The sequence below is a fragment of the Streptomyces sp. S.PB5 genome (assembly GCF_030403745.1).
Taxonomy (GTDB): domain Bacteria; phylum Actinomycetota; class Actinomycetes; order Streptomycetales; family Streptomycetaceae; genus Streptomyces.
This window is the reverse complement of record NZ_JAQMWP010000021.1, coordinates 105,190-119,030: the sequence shown is the minus strand read 5'-3', so window position 1 is coordinate 119,030 and position 13,841 is coordinate 105,190. Positions and strand designations below refer to the sequence as shown.

At 70.8% G+C, this 13,841-nt stretch carries 13 protein-coding genes; 3 read left to right on the top strand and 10 right to left on the bottom strand.

Annotated elements, in window-relative coordinates:
- Positions 1-6 precede the first annotated feature (6 nt).
- Both PH203_RS40490 and PH203_RS40485 read right to left on the bottom strand, forming a co-directional pair.
- Complete coding sequence (locus PH203_RS40490) at positions 7-717, bottom strand: gamma-glutamyl-gamma-aminobutyrate hydrolase family protein (RefSeq protein WP_289926968.1); 711 nt, start codon at positions 715-717, stop codon at positions 7-9.
- Complete coding sequence (locus PH203_RS40485; protein WP_289926967.1) at positions 714-2,204, bottom strand: aldehyde dehydrogenase; 1,491 nt, start codon at positions 2,202-2,204, stop codon at positions 714-716. The genes PH203_RS40490 and PH203_RS40485 overlap by 4 nt, the downstream gene beginning before the upstream one ends.
- Before the next feature lie 187 nt (positions 2,205-2,391).
- Between PH203_RS40485 and PH203_RS40480 the strand changes: the two genes are divergently transcribed.
- Positions 2,392-2,628: a hypothetical protein gene (locus tag PH203_RS40480; RefSeq protein WP_289926966.1), complete on the top strand. Its 237-nt coding sequence runs from the start codon at positions 2,392-2,394 to the stop codon at positions 2,626-2,628.
- Positions 2,629-2,644: 16 nt separating this feature from the next.
- Here the strand turns inward: PH203_RS40480 and PH203_RS40475 are convergent, their stop codons facing one another.
- The 8 genes from PH203_RS40475 to PH203_RS40440 all read right to left on the bottom strand — a co-directional run bounded on the left by PH203_RS40475 (position 2,645) and on the right by PH203_RS40440 (position 10,681).
- Entirely contained in the window at positions 2,645-4,105 is a 1,461-nt protein-coding gene (locus PH203_RS40475; RefSeq protein ID WP_289926964.1) for an APC family permease, read from the bottom strand.
- Between the two features lie 284 nt (positions 4,106-4,389).
- Positions 4,390-5,028, bottom strand: coding sequence for a TetR family transcriptional regulator (locus PH203_RS40470; RefSeq protein ID WP_289926963.1), 639 nt, complete (start codon positions 5,026-5,028; stop codon positions 4,390-4,392).
- A 143-nt stretch (positions 5,029-5,171) separates the two neighbouring features.
- Positions 5,172-6,017, bottom strand: coding sequence for a fumarylacetoacetate hydrolase family protein (locus PH203_RS40465; RefSeq protein ID WP_289926961.1), 846 nt, complete (start codon positions 6,015-6,017; stop codon positions 5,172-5,174).
- An 18-nt stretch (positions 6,018-6,035) separates the two neighbouring features.
- The gene (locus PH203_RS40460; protein WP_289926959.1) at positions 6,036-6,962 is read right to left on the bottom strand and encodes a 3,4-dihydroxyphenylacetate 2,3-dioxygenase; all 927 of its coding nucleotides are present in this window, start codon (positions 6,960-6,962) and stop codon (positions 6,036-6,038) included.
- Positions 6,955-8,418 (bottom strand): aldehyde dehydrogenase, encoded by a 1,464-nt coding sequence (locus PH203_RS40455; protein WP_289926958.1) that lies wholly within the window; start codon positions 8,416-8,418, stop codon positions 6,955-6,957. The genes PH203_RS40460 and PH203_RS40455 overlap by 8 nt, the downstream gene beginning before the upstream one ends.
- 31 nt (positions 8,419-8,449) lie before the next feature.
- The gene (locus PH203_RS40450; RefSeq protein ID WP_289926956.1) at positions 8,450-9,256 is read right to left on the bottom strand and encodes an acetoacetate decarboxylase family protein; all 807 of its coding nucleotides are present in this window, start codon (positions 9,254-9,256) and stop codon (positions 8,450-8,452) included.
- 22 nt (positions 9,257-9,278) lie between these two features.
- Complete coding sequence (locus PH203_RS40445; RefSeq protein WP_289926954.1) at positions 9,279-10,487, bottom strand: FAD-dependent oxidoreductase; 1,209 nt, start codon at positions 10,485-10,487, stop codon at positions 9,279-9,281.
- 5 nt (positions 10,488-10,492) lie between these two features.
- Complete coding sequence (locus PH203_RS40440) at positions 10,493-10,681, bottom strand: ferredoxin (RefSeq protein WP_289926953.1); 189 nt, start codon at positions 10,679-10,681, stop codon at positions 10,493-10,495.
- A gap of 356 nt (positions 10,682-11,037) precedes the next feature.
- Here PH203_RS40440 and PH203_RS40435 point away from each other — a divergent pair, with 356 nt between their 5' ends.
- Entirely contained in the window at positions 11,038-12,393 is a 1,356-nt protein-coding gene (locus PH203_RS40435) for a glutamine synthetase family protein (RefSeq protein ID WP_289926952.1), read from the top strand.
- 35 nt (positions 12,394-12,428) lie between these two features.
- Positions 12,429-13,751 carry a cytochrome P450 gene (locus PH203_RS40430; protein WP_289926951.1) on the top strand — a complete coding sequence of 441 codons (1,323 nt, stop codon included), beginning with the start codon at positions 12,429-12,431 and terminating at the stop codon, positions 13,749-13,751.
- Positions 13,752-13,841: the final 90 nt, after the last annotated feature.

Sequence of the window (13,841 nt, the reverse complement as noted above, 5' to 3'; positions counted from 1 at the left end):
GCGGTGTCAGTGTCTGTCGCGGGCGGCTCGGACGAGGGCGTCGAAGAGGCCCTGCTGGGCGGGGTCCTCGTGGGCGGTGTCCTCCGGGTGCCACTGAACGGCGGTGAACCATCCGTGGGTGCCGGGCAGTTCGATGCCCTCCACGGTGCCGTCGGCGGCGCGCGCGGTGACGGTGAGTCCCGCGCCGAGGCGGTCGACCCGCTGGTGGTGGTAGCAGGAGGCCTCTGTCTTCTCCGCGCCGGTGGCCTGCTCCAGGAGGGTGCCGCGCCGGACGGTCACCGGGTGCACGAGGTGCCGGTGCTCGCACTCGGGGCCGCCCATGTCCTGTTCGAGGGTGCCGCCGAAGGCTACGTTGACGACTTGCAGGCCGCGGCAGATCGCCAGCAGGGGCAGGCCCAGGCCGAGTGTCCGGCGGGCGGCGTCGATGTCGAAGGCGTCCTGGAGGTCGTCGACGTCGTAGACGCTGTCGTGGGTGTCGGTGGCGCCGTAGCGGTGCGGGGCGAGGTCGCCGCCGCCGGGCAGCAGGACGCCGTCGAAGCGGGCGAGCCGGGCGGCCACGTCGGTGGTGGCAGGGTCGGCCGGGTGGATGGTCGCCGGTTCGCCGCCGGCCCGCCACACCGCCTCGACCAGGGCGCGGGCATTGACCTCGGCGGCGTACCGGAGCGCCGAGGTGGTGGCGGAGAAGCGGGCGGGGACGGCGATCAACGGGCGGGTCACAACTCGATCCAGGTGGTCTTGAGCTCGGTGTACTTCTCCAGGGCATGCGCGGACTTGTCGCGGCCGTTGCCGGACTGCTTCATACCGCCGAAGGGGACGGTCAGGTCGCCCTCCTCGTAGCAGTTGACCCAGACCGTGCCGGCTCTCAGCGCGCGGGAGACCCGGTGGGCGGTGGAGAGGTCGGAGGTCCACAGGCCGGCGGCGAGTCCGTACTCGGTCGCGTTGGCCAGCCGCACGGCCTCGTCGAGGTCGTCGAAGGTGAGGACGGACAGGACGGGGCCGAAGATCTCCTCGCGGGCCAGCCGCATGCTGGGGTCCACGTGGTCGAAGACGGTCGGCTCCAGGAAGCTGCCGCCGGAGTCGGTGAGGGTGCGGGCGCCGCCCGTGAGCAGGCGGGCGCCCTCGGCGAGGCCGGTGCCGATGTGGTCCTGGACGCGCGCGAGGTGATCCTCGCCGACCAGGGCGCCCATCTCGGTGGCCGGATCGAGGGGGTCACCGATCCGCAGTTCGCGCGCCCGGCGGACGACGGCCTCGGTGACGCGTTCGGCGATGGAGGAGTGCACGAGCAGCCGTGAGGGGGCGGTGCACATCTCGCCCTGGTTGAAGAAGATGCCCCAGGCCGCGGTGGCGGCGGCCCGGTCCAGGTCGGGGGCGTCGGGCAGGACGATGTTGGGCGACTTGCCGCCCAGTTCCAGCCAGACGCGCTTGAGGTTGGAGTCGGCCGCGTAGCGCAGGAAGTGCCGGCCGACGGCGGTGGAGCCGGTGAAGGCGAGGACGTCGACGTCGGGGTGGAGTCCGAGGGCCCGTCCGGCAGTGGGCCCGTCGCCGTTCACGACGTTGAGCACGCCCGGCGGCAGCCCGGCCTCGGTGGCGATCCGGCCCAGCAGCAGCGCGGACAGGGGCGAATTCTCGGACGGCTTCAGTACGACCGTGCAGCCGGCGGCCAGCGCCGGGGCCACCTTCCAACCGGCCAGAGTCAGGGGGAAGTTCCACGGAACGACCGCGCCGACCACCCCGGCCGGCTCGCGAGTGACGAGAGCGAGGGCGCCGGGGGCGGTGTGGGGGGAGTCGTCGGTGAGCTTGTCGGCGAGCTCTCCGTACCAGCGGAAGGTGTTGATGATCGCGCGCAGCTCGATCTGGTAGGCGTCGGTGATGGGCTTGCCCATCTCCAGACTGACGGTGAGCGCGATCTCCTCCCGCCGCTCCTGGAGCAGCTCAGCGATGCGCAGGAGCACCCGTCCCCGCTCGGCAGGCGCGAGCAGCGGCCACGGGCCGGAGTCGAACGCCCGGCGGGCGGCCGCCACGGCCGCGTCCACCTCGGCGGCGCCCCCGTCGGCGACCTGGGTGAGCACCTGGCCGTCACGGGGTGAGACAGCGGCGAAGGCTGCCCCTCCCCCGCCCTCGTCCACCCCGTCGATGTGGTGGGCGCCGTTCGGGTCCAGGGACTTGGCGCGGCGCAGCCACTCCTCGTGGGTGACATCCAGCATGAGGAGAAACCTCCATCTTATTTGAGTTCAAACGATAGGAGGAGCGCACAGCCACCGCAAGGGATCACGAAGTCGATCCAGCGGGTTCGCGGCCCCCTGGGCAAGGGGCGCCATCGGGCGCACGCGTCGTCCGGCACGAGCACGCGACGGGCCCGGGCCGACATGCTCCTGGACCGGCCGCCGCCCGGTGCCGCAGGACCGGGCCTCCACCTGGGCGTTCCGGGCGCTCGGCGGCCGCTTCGCAGCCCAGGCGCCGGCCACCGCGTCAGGGCTCGGTTCAGGCGCCGCTGAGACCGGCTGGTTCGAGATCGGTACGGACGACCCCTCCCCCGCGGGCCCCGGCTGGCAACTCGACCGAGCCCCGGCCGACGCCCGCCGCCCGGTCGACGGATTCCTCGACCAGATGGCGGGCCCGCCCCGCTGAGCGGCCGACGCACACCTCAGCCGCCGGCCTCCGCGCTCCTGTCGCGGCTCGGCCGGGACGCGGCGGCACCCAGGATCAGGACCGCCGGGACGGTGAGCCCCAGCCAGACGGCGGTGCTCTGCTCGCCTCCGATGAGCGTGGTGAAGTTCTCGATGATCAGCCAGATCGCACCGGCGACACCGAGCGCACCCAGCGCCGGGGCGACCAGCGTGTTCCACGGCCGGGTGTCCAGGCGTTCGCGGCGGAAGAAGGCGACCACGGAGAGCGAGGTCAGCAAGTAGAGCAGCATGACACCGAGGACGGCGACCCCGCTGCCCCAGGAGAACAGGGTCAGTACCGGATCCTGGCCCGCCAGCGCGAAGGGGACCACCAGCAGAACCGCGACAGCCGTCTGGACCCAGCCGGCCACACCGGGAGAGTGACGGCGGTTGATCGCCGACAGCTTGCGAGGCAGCAGCCCCTCACGGCTGAGCGAGAACAGGTAGCGGTTGGCGGAGTTGTGGAAGGCGAGGATGCCGGCGAACAGGGACGTGACCAGCAGGATCGGGAGGACGTCGTTCACCCAGGCACCGAACAGGTCCGCGATCGGCGCGAAGACGAAGCTCGTCGAGTCACCGCTCTCCAGCGCCTCGCCCGCGGCCACGCCCGCCTTGGAGGCGCCGTGGGAGGAGACCAGCATCCAGGAAGCGAAGGCATAGAAACCGGCGACGCAGGCGACGGCCAGATAGGTGGCCCGCGGGACCGTCTTGCGAGGTTCGCGTGCCTCCTCGCCGTAGATCGCCGTGGCCTCGAAGCCGACCATCGACGCCACCGCGAACATGAGCGCGACCCCCGGGGCCCCCTGGAAAGCCTCCGCGGGTGAGAACGACTGGGCGAGGCCGAGCCCCTCCGGACCGCCGCCCTTGAACAGGGTGACCAGCGCGAAGGCGCTCAGGATGCTGAACTCCGCCAGCACGAAGACGGCCAGCACCCTGGCGCCCATCTCGATGCCCGCGGCGCCCAGCACCTGAACGATCAGCATCGTGACCAGGGCACAGGCCCACCAAGGGACGTCCACCCCGGTGTAGTGCCCGAACAGGCCGCTCACGGTCGCGCCGTAGAGGCCGTACATGGCCGCCTGGATCGCACAGTAGGCGAACAGCGCGACTCCGGCGCTGCCGGTACCGAGGCGCCTGCCGAGCCCTGCGCGGATGTACATGTAGAAGGCGCCGGCGTCCACGACATGCCGCCCCATGGCCACGAACCCGACCGAGAAGAGCAGGGTGATCACACCTGCCGCCACATAGGCGGCGGGCACCCCCGGGCCGTTGCCCAGAGCGACGGCGATGGGGACGGCGCCCGCGACACCGGTCAGCGGCGCCTGGGCGGACAGGACGAAGAAGAGGATGCCCAGAACGCCGAGCGAGTTGGGCTTGAGCTTGCCTGCGGTGGAGGCGTCGGGCGCGGTCTGGGTTCCGACCGCCGTCTGACTGTCCACTCGGATCACCTGCCAGGGAGGAAGAGGGATTCGTTTCAGGCCAAACGAGTTGCCCCATAGTGGGCTGGAACTATCCGTTTGACAAGGGGGTACGAAGGGATTCCCTGGCGCCTTGCGGTTCCTTACGCGGCTGTAACCGCGGCGAAATGCCGGGGAGAGGACGTCAGCGGGTGTCCTGCGGGACAGAAGGTGCATGGCGGACGGCCGGATACACACGGACAACGCCCTGGACGGGGACGCCCGCAAACTCGGGAGGTGCCGGACCGGAGGGCTCGGCCGAGGGCTTATGCGCGCGGCTCGTCGCCGGATTTCGCGTCGGTGTGGCCGTCGGCGTCGAGCAGCCGGAGCAGGGTGCGCAGTTCCTCGATGGCGGCGTCGGTGGTCTCGGGGCCGCCGAAGACGAGCTGGTGCAGGACGAGTCCGTCCAGGGCGGCGAAGACGAGCCGGGTCAGCGGGCGGCCGGCGCCGTCGGGCAGCATGCGGGACAGCTCGCGATGCGTGGCGTCGAAGTACTCGTCGTACAGGCCCCGCAGATGCGTCAGCAGCTCCGGGCGGCGGCGGGCCTCCAGCAGCAGCTCGTACTGGAAGGCCTGTATGTCGGGGTCGGCGGTGACCATCTCGGAGACCCCCACCGCGAAGTCCGCGCTCTCGCCGGTGCCCGGTTCGAGCGCGCTGGTGTTCAGCGAGGTACGGATCGCGTGCGCGAGGGCCTCCTCGATGAGGGCGTCGCGCGAGCCGAAGTGGTGCACGACGAGACCATGGGTGGTGCCCGCCTCCTCCGCGACGGCCCGGTAGGTGAGCCTGCGCAGTCCGCCCCGGGCCACGACCCGCACCGCAGCGTTGAGCAGGGCCTCGCGGCCCTCCCCGTAGTTCATGCGCCGGCGCCGCTTGCGGCCCTCAGGAGTCTCGGCGGATTCGGTCACGGCCGCGACCCTACCCGACGTGTTTCCCCGTTCAGGTGTACGGCGGACCTGGCCGGTGTCGGGCTCGGGGCGCCGTCCGCCCGAGCGCCGCACCGGACGGGCTCCCCCGTCGTGTCCGGTACGGCGCCATCCCGTGGGCGGCATCAGCGCCCCGGCGGGCGGATGCCACGGAACTCCCAGTCGCCGCCGAGCGCGGTGGACAGCACTTCCTCGGACTCGGTGGGCTGGGCGCCGACGTCGGTGCGGACGGGGGTGGGGCCGGTGACGATGTGGTTGGTCAGCCGGCCCAAGCCCTCGACCTCGACCTCGACGACGTCACCGGGCTGGACGGGGCGGGAGTTGGCCGGGGTGCCGGACAGCAGCACGTCACCGGGGTAGAGGGTGATGGTGCGGGCGATGTCGGCGAGAAGGTAGTGCATGTCCCACTTCATCTCGTCGGTCGAACCGTCCTGTACGACCTCGCCGTTGACATACGTCCGCAGCTTCTTGCCGTGGAAGTCCCAGTCCGTCACCAGTCCGGGCCCGAGCGGGCAGAGGGTGTCGGAGCCCTTGACGCGGAGCATGGAGCCGGCATCGGTGTCGCGGAAGTCGTGCAGGCCGTAGTCGTTGGCGATCGTGTAGCCGGCGATGAACTCCCTCGCCTCCGCCGGGGAGATGTTCCGCGCGGTCTTCCCGATGACGATGGCGACCTCGCCCTCGTAGTTGAGCCACTTGCAGCCCTCGGGCCGTACGATCGCGCCCTTGTGGGAGTTGAGAGCCGAGGTCGGCTTGTGGAAGTACGTGGGCGTGTCGGGCAGGTCGATGCGGAACTCGTCGACGCGGCTGCGGTGGTTGAGGTGGACGGCGATCACCTTGGAGGGCACGACCGGCGGCAGGTGCTGGGCCTCCTCGACCTTGACGCGGCGGCCGTCCCCGGCGACGAGTTCGTCCCCGTCGACGGTGACCTGGACGGCGGCGCCGTCGAGCAGGATGCGGCGGTATTCGGGCATGAGGACTCCTGGAATCGACTAGGTACGGCTGTGAGGGGTGCGCGGGGTGGGCAGACCGGTACCGGCCCAGCCGTCGGCCGGGCGGTCGAACCACAGATGGACCTGACCGGTGCCGATGGAGTTCTCGTACTCGCCGTACTGGCGGGCCTTCGCCACGCACGCCTGCTCACCGAGGGCGCCGGCCATCATCAGGTAGTGGAAGAACCTGGCCTCGGGCTTGTACTTCCAGAACTCGTCCATGGTGTCGAGGACCTTGTCGTGACGGCCCTCCTTGAACCAGTCGATGCGCTCGTGGTCGGCCTCCCGCGCCTCGGGGGTGCGGATGTGCACCGGGTCGCTGGCCTCGTGGTCGCGAAGCTCGCGCAGCGGCCAGAACGTGTGCGAGAGAGCTCCGGAGGCGATCAGCAGCACACGGCGGCCGGGCGTGGCGGCGATACCGTCGGCGAGTGCCCGGCCGAGCCGCAGATGGTCCTCCATGTCGCCGGTCTGGCAGACCCCGATGGTCACCCACCGCTTGTCCGGCAGTCCCTCTCCGAGGAACTTCCACAGGTTGATGGTGGCGTAGTAGATCGGCAGGAACTCGTCCTCGATCGCGGTGATCCAGGTGCCGTGCCGCTCGGCGAACTTCTCGACGTTGTACGCGAGTTCGGGGTCACCGGGAAAGTCGTACGGCATCCGGCACATGCCGCGCGGCAGCTCCTCGGAGGTGAACAGCCCCGCCCGCCGCGCTTGCGCGGTGACCACGAACTCGACCGTGGTCGCCCAGTGCGAGTCGAGGACCACGACGGTGTCGTAGTCGTCCCGCTCGAAGACGTCCTCACGGAGCTGCTTCAGGCCGGTGACGAGGGTGATCTCCTTACCCTCGTTCAGCTCCAGCCGGTCCTCCTCCGGCAGCACGATGGTGGGGACATGGGCGAGCAGGCCCGCCCCGACGATCTCACCCATGGTTGTTCCATCCGTTCGGCGCGGTGACCGTGTTCTTCAGGTCGCAGTAGAAGTCGAAGCTCCAGGTGCCGCCCTCGCGGCCGACACCGGACTGACGGGAGCCGCCGAAGGGCGCCTGGAGGTCCCGTACGAAGAAGCAGTTGACCCAGACCGTGCCGGCCACCAGCCCCGCGGTGACCCGCTCGGCACGCTCCCGGTCCCCGGTGGCGACGGTTGCGGCGAGCCCGAACCGGGTGTCGTTGGCGAGCCGGACCGCTTCTTCCTCACTGGTGAAGGTCTGGAGGGTGAGGACGGGCCCGAAGACCTCCTCCTGCACGATCTCCGAGTCCTGGGCGACATACGTGAGCAGGGTCGGCGCGTAGTACTGGCCCTGGTTGGGGTGCCCGCCCATGATCGCGCGGGCTCCGGCCGCCAGTGCCCGCTGCACGAACCCGTCGATCTTCTCCAGCTGGCGGGGATGGATGTTGGGCCCGATGTCGGTGGTCTCGTCGCGGGGGTCACCCTGCACGAGAGCGGTCGCCTTTTCGGCAAAGCGTCGTGTGAACTCCTCGGCGATCGACTCCTCGACAAGGAGCCGGGTGGCGGCGAGACAGACCTGCCCGGCGTTGTCGTACTGCTCCACGGCCAGATCGACGGCAAGGTCCAGGTCAGCGTCGGCGAACACCAACAGGGGCGACTTGCCGCCGAGTTCGAGGCTGAGCGGCGTCAGGTTCTCGGCGGCCGACGCGGCGATACGGCGAGCTGTGGGCACCGAGCCGGTAAAGCTGATCCGGCGTACGTCCGGATGCGAGGTGAGCGCGTCCCCGATCTCGGACCCGTACCCCTGCACGACGTTCAGCACCCCGGCCGGCAGCCCGGCCTCGGCGGCGATGTCGGCCAGCAGCGAGGCCGTCAGCGGCGACCACTCGGCGGGCTTCAGCACCACCGTGTCGCCGGCGGCGAGCGCCGGGGCGACCTTCCACGTGGCCAGCATCAGCGGGGCATTCCACGGCGTGATCAGCACACAGGGTCCTGCCGGATCCCAGCTGACGTGGTTGGTGTGGCCGCGCGTCTCGAAGTCCTCGTGATCCAGCTTCAGCAACCAGTCCGCGAAGAAGCGGAAGTTGTGCGCCACCCGAGGCATCACGCCACGGCGGTGTGAGCGCAGCAGGGCCCCGTTGTCCATGGTCTCGACGATCGCGAGTTCCTCGATCCGCTTCTCGACACCGTCGGCGATGGCGCTCAGGATGCGGGCGCGTTCGGCGCGGGCTGTGGCGGCCCAGGCGGGGAAGGCGTCGCGGGCGGCGGCCACGGCCGCCGCCGCCTCCGTCGCGGTGCCCCGGGAGATCTCTCCGAGGACGCTTGAGTCGATCGGCGAGGCATTGGTGAAGGTTTCGGTGGAGGCGACGCGCTCGCCGCCGATCCAGTGCCGGGTGTCGACGGCGACCCCGGCCACCGTGATGGTGTGTGCGGTCATGTCCGGTCTCCAAGTCCTGTGGTGGCTACGGTTACTCGGCGCCCGAGGTGCCGGACTCAAGCAGCCGGCCGCCGTCCCAGACGACACCGACCTGGCGGTAGTAGGCGGCGATCGGTTCGCGGATCTCCAGACGGGCCAGTTCCTCCGTGGGCGCCTCGAACAACTCCAGCTCGGCGTCGCCGCGCCAGGGTTGTCCGCCCTCGAAGGAGGCCGCGCCGGACTCGATCAGCTCGTCCAGCGCCAGGCCCTTGCCCTTCTCGATCGACGGCAGCCAGCGGTGGTGGGCCATGGGGTGGCCGTTGACGAAGCCGTTGGTCCGGGACGGCTCGCGCAGGGTGACCACGGTCTGGGCGAGGCGCCGGTCCGCGGCGGCCAGGGTCGCCCCGAACCGGGCACCCGCCTCGATGCGCGGGGCGGGGCCGTACGGGTGCGGGCGGGTCTGGTGGATCGAGCCGAGCTTCTTCGGATAACCCTGGTGCAGTCCACGGGCGATCGCGAAGTCCTTGTCGACCCAGATGTACACGCAGCGGGTGTAGGTCTGTCCCCGGTACTTGCAGCGGACGACCGCGAACGCCTCCTTGTACTGGGCCAGTACGGGGTCGAGCAGTTCTTCGCCCGAGGCGGAGCAGGACTGCCAGTCGGCCCAGATGAGCGCGACCGCGCCGGGGTCCTCGTCCGCCAACTCCAGCGGCTCCGGGAGCAGTTCGCGCACGCGGTCGGGGTCGGTGCGGTACTCGACGGTGAGCAGGTCTCCGGAGTAGCGCCACGGCGGGGAGGGGATGAGCGACGAGGCGCCGCTCGCCGTCTTGGGGTGGAAGTAACCACGGACAGGGGGCATGGCGGGGGTTCCTAACGCTTCGTCACGCTGTGAGGGCGGGCTGCTTGATCAGCTGGGAGCGGTAGCGGGCGGCGCTCAGGGCGGCGGCCTGGCCGCCCAGGGCCACGACGCCGACCAGTCGACCGCCGGTGTGGTAGCCGACCAGGACGTCACCCTCCGGGTCGCCGTCCAGGATGCGCACGTCGTCCTTGCCGAGCACGGGCGAGCCGAAGGACTGCAGCCGGAAGTCGTGCTGGTCGCTCCAGAAGGTGGGCAGCGGCGCGAAGGGCGCCAACTCGGCGCCCGCGCGGGCGAGATGGGCGACGAGCACCTTCGCCGCGTGCTTGGCGGTGTCGGTGGGGATGGACCAGTGTTCGACGCGGCGGGGTACGCCGTCGTAACGGGCGTTGGGGAAGCGGGCGACATCGCCGACCGCGACGACCTCCGGTCGTCCGCCGGCCCGCAGCTGCGCGTCGGTGAGCACACCGTCGGACAGGTCGAGGCCGTTGCCGTCGAGCCACTCGACGTTGGCGATCGAACCGACCGACTCCACGACCACATCGGCCGGAAGGACCGTGCCGTCGTCGAGGACGACACCGGTGACACGGTCCCCGCCCTCGAACCCGGCGACTCCCGTGCCGAGCGCGAAGCGGACCCCGCGCTCCTCGTGCCGCTTGAGCAGCGCACGCCCCAGCAGGTCACCCAGCGGGCCCACCATGGGCAGCGGCAGCGGATCGACGACGGTGACCTCGCGCACGCCGAGTCCTACGGCGGTGGCGGCCACCTCGCAGCCGATGAACCCGGCACCGACGACGACCACGCGCGCACCGGGCCGGGTCAGTTCGTCCCGCAGGCCCTGGGCGTCGGCCAGCGTCCGGACCGTGTGGCGGCCGGTGAGCGGGCCGGGGCAGCTCAGGCGCCGGGGCCGCATGCCGGTGGCGGCCACCAGGCCGTCGTACGACAGCGACGAGCCGTCGTCGAGTTCGACCGTCCGCTCGTCGAGCCGGGCCGCGACGGCCTTCGTCCCGAGGCGCCACTCGACGTCGGCTGCGGCTGCCTTCGGCGTGAAGGCCAGTGACTCGAACGGGGCTTTGCCGGCCAGGACCTCCTTGGACAGCGGAGGCCGGTTGTACGGCATGTGCGGCTCGTCACCGACGACCGCGATCGCGCCGGTCCAGCCCGCCGCGCGCAGTTGCTCGGCGGCTCGCAGGCCGCCCATCGAAGCGCCCGCAACGAGGATGCGCCCGCTCACGGGGCTCAGCCCTCGATCCGGATCGCCTGCAGCGGACACACGTCCGCGGCTTCCTCTACCTCGTCGCGCAGCGTGTCGTCCGGGTCGGAGATGTACACCAGGTGCCCGTCGCCGTCCATCGAGAAGACATCGGGGGCGGCGAAGACGCACTGGCCGTGGTCCTGGCACTTGTTCATGTCGACGACGACCTTCATGGCCGGTCCTCCCGAAGGCGTGGGGTCGGAGCAGGGGAAGGGAGAAGGAGAGGGGCCCGACCACTGTCGGGCCGGGCCCCGGCCAAAGGGTTACGGGATCCGCACCCCTTACTCGTTTGGCTCCAAACAAGATAGGAGCGGCCTCATCCGGGGTCAATACCTGTCCGAGTGGATAATTTTTTACGACCACCCCCTTGCGGAACGACAACGGCCGTCCATATCGTTCGACCCCAAACGACTACCCCGGGGGCAGCTCTCCCCTCCGCACCCCGGCTCCCGTCCTTCGCCCCCGCCCCCCCCGGGGCCGCAGTGCACGGGAGCGGGATGTCCCCACCCTTCGGCCCAAGGAGATCCCGGTGAGCACTTCCGACACCCCAGACGTCCGCCGGCACATGGAACGGCTCGCCGCCGAAGGCATCGACGTGGTCCGGGTCGTCTATCCCGACCTCATCGGCACCGATCGCGCCCGCGACGTCCTGCTCGACCACCTGCCCGCGGCCGCCGCACACGGCCTTGCCTTCTGCAAGGCCGTCTACCACACCACCCCGCAGGGCGACGTCGTGCCGGTCGCGGGCGGCCTGGACGCGGGGCTGCCCGACATCGCCGTACGGCCGGACCTCGACACACTGTCGACGCTGCCCTGGGAGCCGGGAGTCGCCACGTGCCTCGGCGAGGTCACCGAGCCCGCCACAGGGCAGCCGGCTGCCGAGTCACCGCGCGACCTGCTGCGCGCCGTCCTGACCCGATGTCAGGACCAAGGGCTGTGCCCGGTCGTCGGACCCGAGCTGGAGTACTTCCTGCTGGAGCCCGCCCCCGGCACCTCCACAGGCTGGCGGCGCGCCCCGGAGACCACCGGCGCCGTCTACACCGCCGGGCTGCGCGCCGACCCCGGCAACCACCTGCTGCGCACCCTGCGCTCGCTGCGGGACCTGGGGCTCGGAGTGGTCACCGGCAACCACGAGTTCGACGGTGGCCAGTACGAGATCAACCTGACCCACTCCGCCGCTCTGGACGCGGCCGACCGCGCCTTCCGTTTCAAGGCCGCCGTCAAGGAACTGGCCCGCGCCGAGGGCAACCTCGCCACCTTCATGGCCAAGCCCTTCGCGGACGCCGGCGGCTCCGGCTTCCACCTGCACTTCTCCTGCGAGGACGCCGAGGGCGGCAACGCCTTCGACGACCCGTCCGGCGACCACGGCCTCTCGGCAACCGCCCGGCACGCCCTCGCCGGCATCCTCACCCATGCCCCCGCCCTGGCCGCCCTGGCCAACCCGACGGTCAACTCCTACAAGCGCTTCGGCCCGGACACCCTCGCGCCCTGGCTGATCGACTGGGGGCTCGACAACCGCAGCGCCATGGTCCGCATCCCACCCGAGCGCGGCTCGGGCGCCCGCCTCGAACTGCGGCTCGGGGACGCCAGCGCCAATCCGTACCTGCTGATCGCCGGCACCATCGCCGCCGCCCTGCTCGGCATCCGGGCCGGCGAGGAGCCGCCCGCCCCGCTGGAGGGCTACGGCTACGACACCGCCCGCTCCGCCGTTCTGCCGACGAGCCTCGCGGCCGCACTGGACGCCCTGGAAGCGGACACCGCCCTGACCGACCTGCTCGGCAAGGGCTTCACCACCTCGTTCCTCACCTACAAACGGGACGAGATCGAACGCTTCGCACGGCATGTCACCGACTGGGAGTTCACCGAGTACGCCTACCACCTGTGAGCCCTGCGAAGCCCTCGACCAGGAGATCCACCACTATGACCAGCCCCGCCGTGCCCGCCGCCCCCACCCCCACCACCGCTGCCGAGCTGCGCGAGCGCCTCGCCGAGCCCCTCCCGCTGGACGAGGTGAACCTCGCCGACCTCGACAACTTCACCGACCCGGCCAAACCCTGGCGCATGTTCCACACCCTGCGCCACGAGGACCCGGTCCACTGGACGCCCGAGGAGGCGCCCAACTCCGGCTTCTGGGCGGTGACCCGGCACTCCGACATCGCCACCGTCGACCGCGACCCGGAGACCTTCACCTCCACGAAGTTCGTCAACCTCGAAGAAGTCGACGACGACCAGATCAAGAAGCGCGCCTCCATCCTCGAACTGGACGGCGTCCGCCACCGCGCCCTGCGCAGGCTGCTCCAGCGCCAGTTCGGCGCCTCCGTCATCAACAGCTACGCCGACTTCCTGCGCGGCCTGACCGCGACCACATTGGACGCGGCCCTGTCCAAAGGCACCTTCGACTTCGTCAAGGAAGTGTCCGCCGACTTCCCGATCAACGTCCTCGCCCGCCTCCTCGACGTGCCCCCGGAGGACAACCAGCAGCTCATCGACTGGGGCAACCGCATCATCGGCAACACTGATCCCGACTACGCCGACGTCCTCCTGCACAGCGAGGAGAGCGAGAAGTACCGCGACCTGCCCTTCCGTTCCCCCGCCTCCCTGGAGGTGTTCGCATACGGACGGGAACTGGCCCGGCAACGGCGCGGCGCAGGCGGCACCGACCTCGTCTCCCGTCTCGTCAACGAAGCCCCCCGCGACGGCGTCCCGCTGTCCGCGCAGGACTTCGACAACTACTTCCTGCTCCTGGTCGTCGCCGGCAACGAGACGACCCGCCACACCATCACTCACTCGATGCTGGCCCTGCTCCAGCACCCGGAGCAGCTGGCCCGCCTCCAGCAGGACCCGTCCCTCATCCCCACGGCGGTGGAGGAGTTCCTGCGCTGGGCGTCACCGGTGTACCACTTCCGGCGCACCGCGACCCGGGATGTCGAGCTCGGCGGCAAGGAGATCAGGGAGGGCGACAAGGTCGTCATGTGGTTCGCATCCGGCAACCGCGACGAGGAGGTCTTCGGCAACCCCTACGACTTCGACGTCACCCGACGCGACAACGACCACGTCACCTTCGGCAAGGGCGGTCCCCACCTCTGCCTCGGCAACCTCCTCGCCCGCACCGAGATCCGCATCATGTTCGAGGAACTTATCCCGCGCCTGGCCGCCATCCGCCTGGCCGGTGACATCCCCCGCGTCCGGTCCAACTTCGTCAACGGCATCAAGAAGCTGCCCGTCGAGGTCACCCTCGCCTGACCGCTGACCGCCTGACGAGCCGTCCAGACGGATGCGACCGCCGGCGCGCCGCCGACCCGATCGAGCGGCCGGGCCTCAGGTCTGCCCACA

Excerpts from the sequence above, each read along its gene's own strand:
- PH203_RS40430 (WP_289926951.1), top strand. The coding sequence starts at position 12,429 with ATGACCAGCCCCGCCGTGCCCGCCGCCCCCACCCCCACCACCGCTGCC.
- PH203_RS40440 (WP_289926953.1), bottom strand. The coding sequence starts at position 10,681 with ATGAAGGTCGTCGTCGACATGAACAAGTGCCAGGACCACGGCCAGTGC.
- PH203_RS40465 (WP_289926961.1), bottom strand. The coding sequence starts at position 6,017 with ATGCCCGAATACCGCCGCATCCTGCTCGACGGCGCCGCCGTCCAGGTC.
- PH203_RS40485 (WP_289926967.1), bottom strand. The coding sequence starts at position 2,204 with ATGCTGGATGTCACCCACGAGGAGTGGCTGCGCCGCGCCAAGTCCCTG.
- PH203_RS40460 (WP_289926959.1), bottom strand. The coding sequence starts at position 6,962 with ATGGGTGAGATCGTCGGGGCGGGCCTGCTCGCCCATGTCCCCACCATC.
- PH203_RS40455 (WP_289926958.1), bottom strand. The coding sequence starts at position 8,418 with ATGACCGCACACACCATCACGGTGGCCGGGGTCGCCGTCGACACCCGG.
- PH203_RS40450 (WP_289926956.1), bottom strand. The coding sequence starts at position 9,256 with ATGCCCCCTGTCCGTGGTTACTTCCACCCCAAGACGGCGAGCGGCGCC.